Genomic DNA, 16,519 nt, shown 5'->3' on the forward strand with positions numbered 1-16,519 from the left:
GGCTCGACATAAGAGACCGAGTTGAAACTCGATGGAGTCAAAACAATGACGATCAGCAAAGGGCCGCAGGCATTCCCACGAACAGAGTACCTGCGAAGGCTTGCCGCGGTCAAATCGCAAATGGAACAGCGGGATCTCGATGCGCTCGTCGTAACGGACAGCTCCAACCTTACTTACCTTACGGGCTACACGGCAAAGTCACCAAGTGATCCAAAAGGACTAGTAGTGTCGCTTCATGAAGAGGAGCCGACGTTTATCTTGCGTAAGATGGATATGCCGGCAGCATTGCATCAGACATTTATCGAGCGTGGCAAAGTAGTCGCCTATCCGGAAGCGCTCATCGGAAATGCAGAAATGGATGGCTACGACGCATTGATCGATTTCCTCTTCGAGATAGGCAACGCAAACGGGGGCGTGGGTCTCGAACTTGGGGCCATGTCGGTACACTCGGCGGAGAAGTTCAAGGCGCGACTGCCGCATGCGAATATCGTGGATTGCACCGGCACAGTAACTAAGATCCGAATGGTTAAGTCCGATATCGAGATAGTGGTCATGAAAGAGGCCGCCGCTATCACTGATGCCGGAATTGCGTGTGCGGCGGATGTGATGCGCCCCGGGCTGCGGGAAGCCGATGCGATGGCGGAGATCTTGGCGACGCTGGTGCGCGGCGCCAATGGCAAGCCAGGAACGATGATTGAAATTCCGTATTTATGCTCTTCCCCGCGTACGGGAACAAGCCACATCACGTGGAGTGAGGACGTCTTCCGCCAAGGTTCACAGATAAACCTTGAAATCTCCGGTGTGCGCCACGGCTATACTGCCCCGATCAGCCGCACCTTCTCAATTGGCCGGCCCTCTGACCGTCTACATCGCGTGCATGAGGCTGGAGTCGCTGGCTTGGAAGCCGCACTGGTTACTGTCCGCGCGGGATGTACCTGCAGCGACATCGCCAAAGCAATCCATCGCACGATTGAAAAGCTGGGCCTCAAGAAGGAATCGCGCTGTGGCTACCCTGTTGGTATCGATTGGATGGAGCGGACTGCCAGCATTACGGAAGAGGACACGACAGTGTTGACGGCGAACATGACCTTCCATCTGCATTTAGGGAACTGGATGATTGATGAGGACTTCGGGTATGTCATCAGCGAGACTTTTCGTGTGACCGAGTCCGGCGCCGAGGTATTGACGAGTGCGCCACGAAAGCTTTTCGAGCTTGGCTAAAGACAGGTTCTAAGGAGTAGTCGCCGCGTGTCCTGCCCGAGCGCGGCGCTTAGTGGCTGGCTGCTACCAGAGATCCTCCCTCCTGGCTCGATCCGAGCGGCTAGGAGAGCACTTCCTCTTGCTTGGGTTTGTGGTGCCGCGCGGAAACATGATGCTGCGTCGCCGGAGCCCAATTACGGATGTCACGTCCTCGATCATGCGTCGGCGGAGGGACTCACCTGCGCCACCGAAACAATTTCTGTCTGAAGCTCTGAAAAGCCCCGATCCTCTCAGAGAGGAGGCGGGCGCTACGATTCAACCTAACCCCATCCCGTGTAGTAGGCTTGCTCTGTGCAATTGTGATGATCCAGCGGTCGGGCCGATCGGCTCCGCCCAACCACGTCACCCCTTCAAAACTGGCAGGAGGGCTCCATTCCCGGCTATCGCTGTAAGTTCGCGACCGAAGTCGAAGCTTGGTTCGCGACTGAAACGCACAATTTTGGAGGACGGCTGCCCGGGAAATGACCATTCGAGGCTACCAAATGAGAGAGCGCCAGAGACTGTTACGCACCAGAGATTCGTAAGAACTTTGACATGGTACCAAACTTCCTCGAAACACTCCAATGGTCTGTGCATGTGACCACTGAGGATTGATTAGATGCTCGGCAGGTGTCATTCCTCGCATCTGCCGACGACAGCATTTGAGCGCAGATGAGCGGATGCTAGTCGATTACGATTGCGAGGTCGGGCTCGGCCGCGACCTAATTCCGGCAGAAGCGGCCGGTCAATGCACTGAGATTAATGAACATCTGTGCTCATGCCGATTTAAATTTCAATAGGATGCTCTTTACCAAAATAGGTAGGGATTCGTTCCGTTGCTGATGCAGTAGTCTCAGTCAGACCGCTCTACAGTTGGCGACGCGGACTATCACGATGACAAGGGGTGCAGGAATGCAAAGCGCAGCTGCTACATTAGGCGCCTCACGGCTCATTCAAGTACATGATGACCACGCCGCTCGCAAAGACATTAGATTTTTGATAGGATTTGATTTCAATGAGTATATATCAATCGCACGGGCGACTCCAACTAAGGGGCCGACAAATCCGAATTTTCGTCCAGATCGCTCGCAAATTGATGCAGGCGAGGGGTATTGGATCGTGGGTTTTGACAGGAATAACAATGTCGCAGGGCTTGAAGCTGCTCGACTATACCGGCTTCCGCATACCAACTTTGCGGAATGTCTTGAATCCTTGAAGGCCTTTTACGCCGACCCGAAGAGGCAAGCCCATCCTCAAGACTGCTGTACTTGCACAGCACCAAGCGCGAAGAAGATCACCGGGAAAGTAGCCTACCACGGGGACCTTTGGGTCCGCGGAGACCTTAGAGGACAGGGGATACGCAGGATCATAACGCAAATCACGCACGGCTTTTCTTTTGCCATGTGGGAGCCTGACTTCTTATGTGCGCTTGTAGCGCGCTGGACTTTGGATAAAGGAGTCGACGATATGCTGCATCATGAGGCCGGTGGCGCGAAATTGAAGCTGGTGGAAGACGATATTGTGGAAGACAATTGGCTTTCCTGGACAACGGGTGTGGAGTTGAGGAGCCGGCTTGATCACGAAGGTGGGATCGACGTGCGCCTAAGTCCGTCATTGCTGCCGGCAGGGTCAGGTGGTGCTTAGCGGGCGTGCAGCCGCGCAAATGCTCTAAATGTGATCCGACGGCGGGGCCCCCTTGCCACGGCCGCACGTTAACTCCCCGCCGCAAGCAATCGTACCGCTGCTATCTTACGGACGGTAAGACCCAGTAATTGCAGCGATAGTGTTGTCGCACGGGCAAAAGCATGGAAACGAAGCTGTGCTTCATGGGCTGGCGCTGATAGAAGACTGCAGCGACCTGCTGGTCAACGCCTGTCTGACGCAGGTCGGGCGTGCCGAGCGGGGCGCGTTGCACATGATCGAGCATCGTGCTTTCAGCCGATAGCGATCACGCTGCGTGGCGAAAAAGGCAACATGTGGAAGACTTGATCGACGAGGTGCGCTCGTTGAATGCGGCGTAGCATGTTGCATAGAACACCAGCGGTCGCAGCTCTACGAGTGACGGGCGAACTACCGGTCGCGGCGACTATGCTGTCAGCCAGCTCACCCGCAAGCGGATCGAGGAGGCATTCGACTGCTCGAGACGGTCGCGGCGCAAGAGAAGACCCGCCCCTGGCGGTGATCGCATCTAATGGGCCCTTTCGCGTGCTGCCGCCGCCTCCGATCTGGTGCGGTTGCTCAAGCCGACCGCGGAACCGGCTTCGCCACGCCTTTGCTGGGCGCTGGCGCATTGTCGAGATACCTAGTGTCCAAACCGCCGAATCTGGCGGGCCTAGTGGTGAGCAGTGGCGCAAGCCTCGATGCCCATCATTCACGGCTCGAGCGAGGAGAAGAACGAATAATCTTGCCTCGCCGGAGGCTTCGTAGATTGCTCACTTGGCCTTTGCTATCAACTGCATGGACGTGAAATACGTGTTTCGAAACGCAATTGTCGCGGCTTAAGCGCGCCACTTGGCGCACAAAACTCCGAAGACTCTAAACTGCTGCTGGATGAGACACTCAGCGGTAGTGTCACATGAGCCCCGCCTCCCGACTTCACCTTTCAGGCTGTTGAAGAACTCCGCCGCATTCGCATACGAAGGCTGTCTCGTCGCCAATCCGCGCCGGGCGCCATGAAGTTCCGGTCGAGGCAGCATCCTTACACCAAACGAGCATGGCGCTGCAGGTGAGCTCGGTGCCATGGTCGGACACGATCATTCCCAGTGTGCCACGCCGAGCGATGATTGCCGTCACTTTCGCGGGCCACACGTCGACGACAATGTTGAGGATGCGCAAGCCTCACCGTTGGCGAACAATCGTGGCCAAGTCGAGCGACCAAGGCGCGTTGGGCCTTGCCTCGACCAGGATCGGGGCTCGAGCTCCCATAGCCTTGCGGCGCGATAAAGCAGGTAGATCCAGGTGATCCCCATGGCTCTCCCTCCTGCCGCAGCAGGACGAACAACCGGTGGTAGTCGAAACGCCGCCGCTCACTGGCGAGATCGCGCGATCGGTCACGCAGAAATGAGTCCGGCGGCGGACAGCTGGAGCAATAGCGGATCATTCTCGTGTCCGCACTCCAGGACCGAGCAGCCCGGCATTTCCGACAGGCTCATGATTGCCTACAGGCGCGTGACGCAGCGCGCTTGGCGGCGGGCGTACCATTCTTTTGATAGGAGCTCACGAAGTGCCGCCGCATGGAGCATGTGCTCGCCCACAATTAACTTCCGTCCTCCTCCTCCAGGGCGCTCAGACGCTTTGCTGCGGAAACGTGCCACCGAATTGTTCCTTCAAGCTGTAGATCGCGGCTTCGGAAACATTGTGCTTGCGAGCCAGGTGAGCCGTCTTCGCCCCAGCGCCATGCTCCTTCAATATCGCGATGACCTGCTCCTCTACATGTTATCGCCTGGCCATTTCTTGAAGTTGGCCTAGAAATCTCTGCCATATCGTTCGAACCGGCGATGTCGATGGCGCGGTGCCATGTCGCTTGCTTGAGGCAGACGAGAGCCAAGCCGGGAGATCCTTACCAGAGCTAATATCGGTCTTGAGGCGCGCGGCCATATTGACCGCTCTTTCTATGATGCGGCACGGTGATGGAGACTATCTGGGCGCGAGTTGCGTGTTGACGCTCCATCATCTCTAAAAGTGTGCGAAACGCGCCTGAATTATCTGGACTTTCCTGCTGTTCGGACACTGCCGCGACGGCACCCGTTAGATCATCTGACCCACTTCCTTTGGTAGCTACGCGCGAGCCACCGAATGGTCTAGTTCGTTGAAGAAAGGCAAGGCCGACTTGTTCGTAGGAGTTCCAGGATCTGCACGAGTCGCTCCAGATGCCGAGTATAGGTAACTTGGTGAGAGTTATTTCTTCACGAGAATGGAAAACTGAAATGCTCCAGCTGACCGAGAGTCTTTATACTTCCTCCAGGCAGGCCCCTTCGGAGCATCGCTAGCCTTGGTTACCGCGTCTGGTCGAAATAGTCGCGTAGGCGTGCCTCTCGAAAGTTCTCGCAGCTCTTTCCGAACCGTTCCCAAGGGTAACGGTGATAGAGAGGTTGGCGGAGCTTTACGCCAACACCGAAGCACTGTCGCCGGACTCGACGTTCAGGAAATAGCAACGCCGTCGATGCCGTCGAATCTGCGCCGTAGAGGGCGGTCTTTTGACGCGAGTCCCCCAGTTGCCTCACCTGGGAGGCCTCAGGCTCGCATTGGTCAGAAGGTGACTTTCCACCGCGCATATGAATTGACGGAACTATGGAGACATCGATGGAAGTGTTATCGCATATGCGGGTCATCGAGATCGGTAGCTCCGCTGCAGCCAGCTATTGCGCCCGGCTATTTGCCGATTTCGGAGCCGATGTTCAGAAAGTCGAACCGCCAGTGGGCGATAGTCTCCGACGAAGCGCACCACTTACACCTGGTGGGCAGAGCGCGTGGTTCGCATTTCTGAATTTCAATAAGTCGAGCATCATCATCGATGCTAAGGACCCAGATGCGATCACTCGGCTGACGAAGCTGATCGAGGATTGCGATGTCCTCGTCGACGGCCGTGATGTTGATTCTGCGGAGTGCCCATCGATTGATGTCGCAGCGATCCGCAAGAGGCGCCCCGAGTTGATCCACCTCGGCGTAAGCTGGTTCGGTCAAGAAGGCCCCTACGCCGGCTTCGCGGCAACGGATTCGGCGGTCCGCGCGCTCGCTGGTCTTATCAAGCTAGTTGGACCTCTCGAGGGCCCGCCATTGCAGGCACCGGATTTTCAGACGGGTATCGTAGCGGGCCTTTGGGGGTTCATCGCTGCCGCGTCGTCGACGCTTGCCAAACAGCGCGGTAGAGCAGGGCGCTCATGGACGCTCAATACCTTCGAATCGAGTCTTGTGCTGTCCGAATATCTCATGTGTGAGGCGTTCGTGCGAGGCGACGTTATGCAGCGGCTCGGCATCAATCGGTTCTGGCCTAGCTTTCCGGTCGGCATTTATGACACCAAACAAGGGTGGCTCGGCGTCACACTGCAAACGCCAGCTCAGTGGCTCGCGTTTTGCGATATGCTTGGTTTGTCCGAGTTGTCGAATGACCCGGCGCTCCTCTCCGGCGAAGATCGTCTGCAACACATGGACCAGATCGACCTGCACTTTGCGCCGCCGCTGAAAACGCGGACAGCGCAAGAATGGTTTGCGGAGGGGCTGAAACGAAAAATCCCCATCGTGCCGCTGCCTGAGATAGCTGATCTGCTCGAGGACTCTGAGAAGAAGGCGCGCGGCGCGATCGTACCTATCTTTATGAGCAATGAACAGGGCTTGACCGCCGGTTCGATGCAGCGGCTGACACTAACACCGCCCCGCCGGGGCGGAAGAGTTCCCGCTCCTGGCGAGCAGCAGGTTCGCTCGAACACGCGAAGGCACCTATCCAACTCTGGGGCACAGTCGTCTGGCTCCATCGATGCCGATCGGCAGCCATTGCATGGGATGCGCGTGATTGACTTCTCTATGGGCTGGGCTGGGCCATTGTGTACGCGCACATTGGCTGATCTGGGCGCGGACGTCATCAAGATCGAGGCCATCCAGTATCCGGACTGGTTCCGCGGCGTTGACCGTCGACCTGATTACGTCGACGCTGAGATGTACGAAAAAAGAGTACGTTTTAGCATCCTGAACCGCAACAAACGCGGTATCACACTCGACCTGAAAAGACCGAAAGGCCTCGCCCTTGCAAAGCGGCTTATCGCCGGAGCTGATGTGGTTGTTGACAATTATTCAGTTGATGTGCTGTCGAAGCTCGGTCTTGGATATGACGAGCTGAGAACACTCAACCCGCGGCTCGTTATGATGTCGATGTCAGCCTTTGGTGCGAACAGCGTTCATCGCGATTGCCGGGCCTACGGTTCGACTCTCGAACAGGCATCGGGGTTGCCGGGCGTGATCGGGAATCCCGATGGGCCACCGCTGATGAGCCACACCGCCTTTGGCGACCCCATCGGCGGGTTAAACGGCTGCGCTGCCGTTCTGGTGGCTCTGCTTCACGTGCACAGCACGGGACAGGGGCAGTTTATCGATCTCGCGCAGATCGAATGCATGATGCCGTTCGTGGCCCCATGGATGACCGTCCAATCGATCGGCGGCACGCCGCCGATAAGATACGGTAATCGACATCCGCAGTTTGTGCCGCACGGCTGCTTCCGATGTGCGGGTGAGGACAGCTGGATCGTGGTGGCGGCGACCGACTCGGAGATGTGGCATAGGCTTGCGCTGCTCATTGGCCGGCCCGACTGGGCGAAGGATGATTCGCTCAAATCTAATGAAGCTCGCCGGGCGATTGAGAGCGCCATCGAGATGGAGATCGCAGGTTGGACGCTTAGCCGCGATGCGGATACCGCCATGTCGGAGTTGCAGAGCTCAAAGGTTGCCGCGGGCGTTGCCCGGCTTCCAATTGACCTGCTCAAAGATCCGCATCTTCGGTCGCGTGCATACCTCCAGGAGGTCGAACGAGCTTTCATAGGTTTGCATCCGCAGCCCTCGATGCCAATTCGCGAAGGAGGAAGACCCCAATCCATCCGCACAGCGGCGCCGACGCTCGGGCAGCATAATAAAGAGATCCTATCAGAGCTTATTGGCCTCTCCGAGAGCGAAATAGCAGAGCTGGCGAGGGAAGGCATCATCGGCACGAAGATGCTCTCCGAACGAGAACTCGCGAAATCAAACAACGTGTTGTCGGACTGAAATATCGGCCTACCCTCTAGATTAGCGACATTTCGGCCTTGGCAGATGGGCCGCTTACTGACTAGGGATTTGTCGTCGCGCAAGACCCGACCCAGTCTCCGCCCGAGTGCGCGACGCAGCACCACTTCACGGCAGGCCGAGTCTCAAGCGCCTAACTCTGATGCATGGAGGACTACCAGCAAGAGTAGGTTCATTGCTGTCGATCCGCAGGTAAGTAAACAAGTCATTCTCGGAAGAAGGCTGTCGCTACTTCCTGAACCGCTTATTTACGAAGGAGACAACTATGGCTGGAGCGACTGGCGATTCACGTCGTTTGCAGACTTTCGAAGCATTAGAATCAAACGTCCGGCTATACTCGCGTTCGTTCCCAGCCTTGTTCAGTCGCGCGCGCGGCTCCATTATGCTATCGGAGGGGGGGCATAAGGTCATTGATTTCCTGTCTGGTGCTGGAGCCCTGAACTACGGGCACAACAATCACCAAATCAGAGCCGCCATTACAGAGTACCTGGCATCGGATGCTGTGGTGCATGGACTTGATATGGCCACTCCTGCAAAGCTCGAATTTATGGAGACTTTCAGCTCTGTCATTCTTCAGGAGCGGGGGCTGAAATACCGATTTCAATTCACAGGACCAACAGGTGCTAATGCAATTGAGGCAGCTTTAAAACTGTCTCGCAAAGTCACGGGGCGGCAAAATATCGTTTCATTCACGCATGCATATCACGGTCTGAGCTTAGGGGCGGTTGCTGCGACCGGTAGTCGTTTTCATCGCACGGCCAGCGGAGTCTCGTTATCGGGCATAACTTTCATGCCTTATGACGGCTATTTTGGACAGGCTATTGATACGGCTGAGTACATGCGGAAAGTACTGCTGGACAGTAACAGCGGCATTGATGCTCCAGCAGCCGTTCTCGTCGAATCTATACAGGGAGAAGGGGGTATAAACGCAGCAAGCAAGGAATGGCTGCAATCAGTTCAAGCCATAGCAAAAGAAGCTGGTGCTCTTTTCATAGTCGACGATATCCAGATGGGCTGTGGCCGCACGGGCGAATTCTTTAGCTTCGAGTTCGCGGGGTTGTCGCCAGATATCGTCGTAATGTCGAAATCGCTCAGTGGGTACGGTCTGCCATTGTCAATGTTGCTGATCAAAGAGGAGATCGATGCATGGGAGCCCGGAGAGCACACGAGTACCTTCCGAGGTAATAACCTTGCGCTTGTATCTGCAACCGCCGCTATTAATATCTATTGGCGCAGTCAGACGTTCTCGGAGGGTGTTCAACGTCTGTCAGACCTTGTTCGGCGCCGACTTGAGGCCATCTCATTCAAGCACGGAAACAGGTTTGCCGTTCGAGGGCGAGGTCTGGCCGTAGGCTTTGATTGCCAGATGGCCGAAATCGCAGAAGTGACCTCGCGTAAGGCGTTTGACAAGGGATTGATTGTCGAACGATGCGGACCTGATGATCAGGTTTTAAAAGTATTTCCTGCGCTCACGATTGACTCTGATACGCTAAGTCAAGGTCTTGAGATATTCGAGGAATCCTTGACCGAAACACTAAGAAGCTCGAAGTTATCGGACATCTAAAACGCGAGCGGCCGCCGACGGATTGGTACTTCTTCAGCATCTTTGCTTCGTCGCCGCTTTGGGCGATCGCCGTCGCAAGCAGGATAGATTCCGCCTGCGGCGCCAGCCACCGAACAGCCTGCAACAATTTGCGGCCTGTAGGTAGTCGTTCGTGAAGAACGTCCCTGAGCACCGTTTTACGCAAGGTGTGATTGCGATAGGTGGCGACAGAGCATCCATAACAGGCCGCATAAAAGTTCGGTGAGCCAGCGGCGGAGCAGGCTGAAGTTGTAGCCGGCGGCGGCGAGCACGGCGTTGGTGCGGTCGCCGTCGCGACCCTTGAGATGGTTACGGCGCATTCGGTGGTCGTCCTTGAGATGGCCGATCACAGGCTCGACGGCGGCGCGACGCCGCATCTCGCGGCGGATGGCTTTGGTGACACGGCGAACCTGGCCACTGATCCAGACCTTGAACCGGTCAGGATAGTTGTGGCCGCGGTAGCCCTTGTCGCCGTGGATGCGGCGCGCTGCAACACCAGTGAGCTTTTCGAGGTCGGCGATGACGGGACCGAGCGTGTGGCCGTCATAGGGATTGCCGTGCAGGGCCTTGGCATGCAATACGAACTGCCCGCCTTTGGGCGCGGTGGCAGGCGTGGCAATCGAGACTTTGCAGCCAAATTCGTAAGGTGCCCGGGCCTTGCCTTTGCCGATGCACTCCACCTCGGGGGCGTGCAACGAGTAGACCTTGGGACCGCGCTGACGCTGCTCTTGATGGCGAACCCGGTGGGCGAGATCGAGCAGCGGACCAAAGCGATCCTCAAGCGCAGGGTCGCCCTCGATCTTGCGTCTGATGTCACGGATGATGCGGCCAAGCCGGGTGCGCAGGAATTTGAGCTCTCGCCGGGCACGCTTGAACTGGTGGGCATGCGTGTAGCGTCCCACCATGATGGCGGCGCGCCTGGCCACGCGCAGATAGCTTTGGCGCAGTTCGACGCTCTCGCGTTTGGCCAAACCGACCAGCTTCTCGATCGCCCGGTGCATGAGCCGTGCATCGCTCGGATGCGCGATCGCCTTCTCCTGTACGGTGGTATCCACAACGAGCCGCTCGAGATCTTTGGTCTCGATTGCCCCAGTTCGATGCGCCACCGAGAGGCTTTCTTGCAACAGCGCGGCGATCTGCTCCTCACCCAGCCGCTGGCGCCAGCGGGTCAGCGACGAGCGATCGAATGGCAAGTCGTGCCGGAACACCACCTCGCCGCAGAAATGCTGAAAATACGGGTTCTCGACCCACCTGTCGCACAGCGCCTCGTCAGAGAGATTGTGCATGTGCTTGAGGATGAATAGTCCGGCTACCAATCGTGTCGGCAACGGTGGCTGCCCCGGCCCGAGGCGACAGACCGAACTGAAGCGTCCCGCCAGGAAGTCCCAATCGATCTCCGCCGCCAGACGCACCAACGGATGGCGAAGGTTGATGATCTTCTCCAGAGATGGACGAAACAGATCGTCCTGACGATCGTCGCGCGGATGGCTCATGGGTTCTCCCCAATAGCGAATCTCGCCGTCAAAGGAATCACGAAGCCGCCCAATCCGGAATCCAAAAACGCAAGAAAACCAGGACCTACCCACGGCATTCTTGCAAAATCGAATACTTGCCCGCGTCAAATCACTGCGACAGATCAATCGCTTCCGAATTCTTCACGGGCGACTAGGTACGAACCGCCTCCACCGCGCGTTGCCCGAACCCAGGGCCGAAGTTTGGCACAAAGCCCACGAGAAACTTGGGACATGCGGCTCGTTTCCAGAAATGGACAGGACGACGCCCTCGCGAGCCATGCGGAGCCAAACTTCGTGATCGACCAGTGGTGCCAAAGTCGTTCGCCGTCTCGATGTTTCGCCGAGCGGCGCGGCCGGGGCGCAGCACGCTGATCCGCGCGAGCTCCCATGCGGCGTTACAGAAGAATTTGTAGCAGTCGTGGCTCAAGTCGATAGTCGCCATTCCGGAGAATCTGGTCTGTTAGAAACGTGCGACCACGTAAAGTATGGGACCGGGACCAACCCGCCACGAACATATCGGCAGAGACGATATCGTCGCAGAATCCGGCCGCGCAGGCTAGCATCCTAACCCGTCATCGAATCCATTAGCTAAGACGGAGGTCGTGGCCGCCTGGTCGAAGCCACAAGGAGAGCCGCGATGGCCTCTTGCTCGAGCCGGACGGCCCGCCCTTCAAGTACCGAATGACGCGAACGTGTTCGCCTGCGAGGTTGATGAAACCACGCAGCCCTCTGGTTGCTGCTGCGGGAGAACGGCAAATATAACCTAGCTCCCAAAGCCCACCCGAAGGGATCGGGCAGCTCGTCTTCGTGCGCGCGGCTTGCCCCAGCTGCTAGTGAATCCTCGCCTCAGCTGGCCTCATGATGTTGGCCTCGGACCATCTTGCTCCGTCGAGCGGCCTCACACCGTGGGATTGCACCGCCTAAGCTCCAAATTGCTGACGGGGATTCTTGAAAGCGCCGGAGGCCTCGGAGCGTTTGTTTCGCGTGAACGTTCTATTTGGTTGCTTGGTTAGCTTATGGCTCGGCAACTTGCACGACGCTCAACCAGGCATAGCGTTCCGTTGCGGGCTCCTGTGCCACAAAGTGATTCTACGTGAGGAGTTCTATTTGGTATCGCGTGGGCGCTTCGGCTTGCGGCCTTTGGGCAGGGTTTTCGGAACTGTCGCCCCCTGGTCTGGCTGAACAACCAAGTCAGTCAGGGGAACACCTAACGTATCGGCGATACGCTCGATAAGATCAATCGTCGGGTTCGCTTTTCCGAGCTCCAGACCGCTCATATAGGAGTTGTCGATGCCCGCATCGTAAGCGAGTTGCTCTTGCGGAATGCCGCGATCCACGCGGATCCGGCGCACATTCCAGCCTACCAGCGCACGAGCTCTCATGCGCTAAAACAGCCATTTGTTAGGCCATCAAAACACGGTATAAAACCAAACTATTACAGTAAGTTTGTTCCTGATACAGGTAAGCGGAGCCTGCGCTTGGCGGCTGGATTGTCCCGCATCTTGATTGTGCAAATGGCGACGCCGCCTGGCTTGAGAAGCCCCAGATCCTCCGAACAAATTCATCTCTAATTCAGGGGCGTCCATCGCATTAGTTGATGCCTGTCACCTAACCATTGCGTCCCCACGTTAGTGCGTCGGCGAAGCGAGCGCGGTCGTGGGGACAAAGACATGGCATTTTCAACTCAGTGCATTGGCTTACATCGTTGCGACTTTGCGCAAGGTAAGTCGACGGCCGACATTGTTAGTCCTCATCGAATTGCGAGCGCGCCGATAGAGCGTCGTGTGAGCGTACCTCGTACACGCCGCACGGTCAGTTCATGTGCGCGCGCACCTCTTTTCTTAGCCGTGTATGTGCGGCGTACTGAGCTGAGGCAACGCGAGCATTCCGTAGCCTGCAGGGGATGTTCTGCGCGCAGCGAGTTGCCGACGGTGCCCGGTCACGCCGAGCACGAGCGGCCTGATGTGTAGCGCGTTCGCTTCTCGTTAGTTTGGTGCCGCGCGCGACAGGGGCGAACACCGACATCGACGGGTTTGTATTTTCCTACGTGAGAAACATAGGGGTCTATGTTTGCGTACTTTTGAGCGGAGAACTTCGGTGCTGAAAGACATCTTCGGACTAAGAGCGGATGGGCCAACCCTCTATTCAATAATATCTTTCCGGTCGTTGCATCGCCGCCGCGAGGGGCGTCGGGGCTTGTTGACCAGAGTGGCCGAGACCAAGTCACGCTCTGTCGTGATTGACGCGAGCGCTGAAGAGCCCCCGCTCTATTCGAACACGATTGTTAAGAAGGTCGTGCTGGCTTCAGCGGCAGGCGTGATCGCCTCTGGCGGGGCGCAGGCGGCCGATTTTCCCGTCAAAGCCAAAGCGATCGAGTACGTGAAGGTGTGCTCCACCTATGGTGCCGGATTCTATTACATCCCGGGCACGGACACCTGCATCAAGCTGGGTGGTTTCGTTCGCGCCGACGTGATGCTGGGCAGCAATAGTTTTGTTCTGAACCCGGTTTCCGGTGTCGGTGCTGCGCACAACCGCCTGAGCAATGCCTACACCGCTCGGTCTCGCGCAGACCTCAGCATCGACACGCGTACAGCAAGCGAATACGGCGTGGTCCGCACCTTCTTCGAGGGGAACTTTACCTGGAAGACGGGTTCGACGAGTGCGGCCGGATCGGGCGCAACAGCGTATTCCGGCGATGGGATCGGGCTCGGGACGCTTAGCATCTGGTATGCCTTCATCCAATTCGCGGGCTTTACGATGGGAAAGGCGGTCTCCCAGTTCAGCGCTCCTTGGACAAACTATCCGGCGAACAACTTCTTCGATGGTCTGCCGGGCGGCGGTGGCGATGCCTCGGGTGTCAACCAGTTCAGCTATACTGCTGACTTCGGCCAGGGGATTACGGCGACGCTTTCTGCGCAGGATCCAACGGCCTATTACCAGACCAATATCTGGAATACGACGAATGCCACGGCCGCCGGCATCGTGACGGGTACTTACGGCTCGCAGAGTTATGGCGGCACCGTGGCTCCCGATATTGTCGGCATGATGCGGATCGACCAGGCTTGGGGTCTCTTCCAGGCGTCGGCCGCGGCGCACAACAACCATGCGGCGTACTATGGTGGGAGCGAAGTCACAGGACACGCCGACGATAAGTGGGGCTGGGCCGGTCAGCTGGCGCTATCGATCAAGAATATTCCGACCGGCCCGGGGGACACGATCAATTTGCAGGCGGCTTACACCAAGGGTGCCAGCAGCTTTAGCATCCAGGAAAACATCCCGACCGCGTGGGCGATGTACGGGGGCACTGGCCGACCGGGGGCGTATCAGAGCCTCGGTTTCGCCGGCGTTGCTGATGCCATCTATTCCGGCTCGACGTCGGCAACTAGCACGGCTTTTCAGCTGACCACGACGTACGGCTTCAACGGTGGTTACATTCATAACTGGGATCCGTATTGGAATACTGCGGTTTACGGCGGGTGGGCCGCTATTCGCTACACCGATGCGGCCAAGGCTCAGATTTGCGGCAGCGCTGGCATGGCCGCACTCGGGTTGACAGGTGTTTGCAACCCCGACTTCAATATTGCTGCGGTCGGCACGGTTACGCGCTGGACGCCGGTCAGAAACCTGACGTTCTCCGCGGATCTGTTCGCCACATTCCTCGATCAGAAATATTCTGGCACTATTGCGGCGCCGGCGGTCCCGGCAGTTGCCAAACCTGCTGCAGTATATGAACTCAAGAACCAGAGCGCGTTCAGTATGCTGCTGCGCATCCAGCGCAATTGGTAGGTCGTCGCTTCGACGGGCGGAAATATGCTCCAGAAGAGTTCGCGAGGGTCGAGGCGGCCGTCCTCGATCGGGTGGCTAGCTCGGTGCTAACATCATTGTAAGGCGGCCGACGCGCGTCGGCCGCCTTCCAAGCTGAATACGAGGGTTCGATTCCTTTCACCGGCTCCAAAGGAATTTTGTCCGGCCCGGAGACATAGGTCACGGATCGTACCTAAGAGATGGGTGACAACCTCGTGCCGAACGGGTTGTCGAGGGGTTGCAGGGTTTTCTGCTCCAGGTCGAAATATCCCAAATCATAGTGCATGAAGCTGACGAGCCAAATGCCGTCGTCGACCTCCTTGATGCCGAGCTTTTGTCCGGCCAGCACGGTGGAGAGATTGATCCGCTTGCGATGCAGGCAAAGCCGTCCGCAGGCGGTGACGAGCAGCTCGTGATCGTGGAACGGATAGGTCAGTTCCGGCAGGCCGGCATAGCAGCGCGTTGAGGCCAGGTAGCGCTCGGCAGGGCAGTTCATGTCGAGGGCCTCGTGGGGAAGCTCGGCGTTGAACTCGCGGAGGAACGCGTCGAAGCGCTCCTGCTGCTGCAAGCTATTGGCGCCCGGCGGCCGAGTGGTTTCCTTCTTGAGGGTGAGATGCATGCGCTCGTGACGTCCGTTCTGCTGCGGATGGCCCGGCTTGATGCGCTCGATCGCAATCCCGAGCCGCAGCCACCACACCGAGAGCTTTGAGAGATTGAACAAGGCGTTGGGACTGGCGAAGGGCACGCCATTGTCGGAGCGGATGGCCAGCGGCAGCCCGCGCTCGCGAAACAGCCGCTCGAAGGCGGCAATGGCCGGCTCCTCGCGGGTGGAATCGAGCGCGTCGCACAGCAGCAGGAAGCGCGAGGCATGGTCGGTGACGGTCAGTGGATAGCAGTAGCGGCCATTGCCGAGCTTGAACTCGCCTTTGAAGTCGGTGCACCACAGATCATTGGGTCCAGCGCCCGCGGACAGCGGCGTGCCGCGCGCGCGGTGGCGCGGCACACCGCCGCGTTTGACCAAGCCATGGCGATCGAGCACCGCATGGATGGTGCTTTTGGCGGGAAGCCTGACATCGCCGTCGAGCCGCCGGATCAGCAGTTCACGGATCTTGCGCGCGCCCCAGTGCGGCTTCTCGGCTTTGAGGCGCACGATCAGGCCCTCGACCTGCTCCGGGAGCTGATTGGCATAGCGTACCGGCCGCCGCGAGCGATCGCTGAGGGCCGCCACCCCCTGTTCCTTGTAGCGATCGAAAATCTTGTAGCCGGTCTTGCGCGATATGCCGAACTCCCGGCAGACGTCCGTCATGGCCTCCCCGTCCAGCAGACGGGCGACAAAGCGAAGGCGCTCTTCCATCACCGAACTCGCTTTCCACGGCATCCACACCTCCCGCAGAACAAAAGCGGAAAGTGTAACCCATGTGTCCGGTACGGACCGTTACCTATCTCTCGGGTCGCTCATTTCCCTCAATGAAAGCAGGATATTGCATCCGCTTTTTGGGCCAGATTTTGTTGCTCGCTCTCGATTTTCATATAACCACCGTACCGAGCCCAAAGGCGGCCTGACGCGGCGCTCCGCGCGCCAATCTGGCTGGGCGGATCGGGCTTTTTTGGT

At 57.9% G+C, this 16,519-nt stretch carries 8 protein-coding genes; 5 read left to right on the forward strand and 3 right to left on the reverse strand.

From position 1 onward, the window contains the following. Window positions 1-45: 45 nt before the first annotated feature. The 4 genes from QA642_RS39795 to ectB all read left to right on the forward strand — a co-directional run bounded on the left by QA642_RS39795 (window position 46) and on the right by ectB (window position 9,571). A complete protein-coding gene (locus QA642_RS39795) occupies window positions 46-1,221 on the forward strand; it encodes a Xaa-Pro peptidase family protein (RefSeq protein ID WP_283081738.1) in 1,176 nt (391 codons plus the stop codon). Window positions 1,222-2,151: 930 nt separating this feature from the next. Continuing rightward, the gene (locus tag QA642_RS39800) at window positions 2,152-2,883 is read left to right on the forward strand and encodes a hypothetical protein (RefSeq protein WP_283081739.1); all 732 of its coding nucleotides are present in this window, start codon (window positions 2,152-2,154) and stop codon (window positions 2,881-2,883) included. A gap of 2,658 nt (window positions 2,884-5,541) precedes the next feature. After that, window positions 5,542-7,989 carry a CoA transferase gene (locus tag QA642_RS39805; RefSeq protein ID WP_283081740.1) on the forward strand — a complete coding sequence of 816 codons (2,448 nt, stop codon included), beginning with the start codon at window positions 5,542-5,544 and terminating at the stop codon, window positions 7,987-7,989. 283 nt (window positions 7,990-8,272) lie between these two features. Then, complete coding sequence (gene ectB / locus QA642_RS39810) at window positions 8,273-9,571, forward strand: diaminobutyrate--2-oxoglutarate transaminase (RefSeq protein ID WP_283081741.1); 1,299 nt, start codon at window positions 8,273-8,275, stop codon at window positions 9,569-9,571. Between the two features lie 176 nt (window positions 9,572-9,747). On the opposite strand, the gene QA642_RS39815 is transcribed toward ectB, so the two are convergent. Together QA642_RS39815 and QA642_RS39820 are read right to left on the reverse strand one after the other, a co-directional pair. After that, on the reverse strand, window positions 9,748-11,082 hold the full coding sequence (locus QA642_RS39815) for an IS5 family transposase (RefSeq protein WP_283081735.1): 1,335 nt from the start codon (window positions 11,080-11,082) through the stop codon (window positions 9,748-9,750). A gap of 1,124 nt (window positions 11,083-12,206) precedes the next feature. Continuing rightward, the gene (locus tag QA642_RS39820; protein WP_283081742.1) at window positions 12,207-12,485 is read right to left on the reverse strand and encodes a helix-turn-helix transcriptional regulator; all 279 of its coding nucleotides are present in this window, start codon (window positions 12,483-12,485) and stop codon (window positions 12,207-12,209) included. An 898-nt stretch (window positions 12,486-13,383) separates the two neighbouring features. Here QA642_RS39820 and QA642_RS39825 point away from each other — a divergent pair. Beyond that, on the forward strand, window positions 13,384-14,889 hold the full coding sequence (locus QA642_RS39825) for a porin (protein ID WP_283087070.1): 1,506 nt from the start codon (window positions 13,384-13,386) through the stop codon (window positions 14,887-14,889). 211 nt (window positions 14,890-15,100) lie between these two features. Here the strand turns inward: QA642_RS39825 and QA642_RS39830 are convergent, their stop codons facing one another. Next, window positions 15,101-16,285 carry an IS481 family transposase gene (locus QA642_RS39830; protein ID WP_283081743.1) on the reverse strand — a complete coding sequence of 395 codons (1,185 nt, stop codon included), beginning with the start codon at window positions 16,283-16,285 and terminating at the stop codon, window positions 15,101-15,103. Window positions 16,286-16,519: the final 234 nt, after the last annotated feature.

The organism is Bradyrhizobium sp. CB2312 (assembly GCF_029714425.1).
GTDB lineage: Bacteria > Pseudomonadota > Alphaproteobacteria > Rhizobiales > Xanthobacteraceae > Bradyrhizobium.

Coding starts and splice junctions, on each gene's coding strand:
- QA642_RS39820 (WP_283081742.1), bottom strand. CDS start 12,485: ATGAGAGCTCGTGCGCTGGTAGGCTGGAATGTGCGCCGGATCCGCGTG.
- QA642_RS39800 (WP_283081739.1), top strand. CDS start 2,152: ATGCAAAGCGCAGCTGCTACATTAGGCGCCTCACGGCTCATTCAAGTA.
- QA642_RS39815 (WP_283081735.1), bottom strand. CDS start 11,082: ATGAGCCATCCGCGCGACGATCGTCAGGACGATCTGTTTCGTCCATCT.
- ectB (WP_283081741.1), top strand. CDS start 8,273: ATGGCTGGAGCGACTGGCGATTCACGTCGTTTGCAGACTTTCGAAGCA.
- QA642_RS39830 (WP_283081743.1), bottom strand. CDS start 16,285: ATGCCGTGGAAAGCGAGTTCGGTGATGGAAGAGCGCCTTCGCTTTGTC.
- QA642_RS39795 (WP_283081738.1), top strand. CDS start 46: ATGACGATCAGCAAAGGGCCGCAGGCATTCCCACGAACAGAGTACCTG.
- QA642_RS39805 (WP_283081740.1), top strand. CDS start 5,542: ATGGAAGTGTTATCGCATATGCGGGTCATCGAGATCGGTAGCTCCGCT.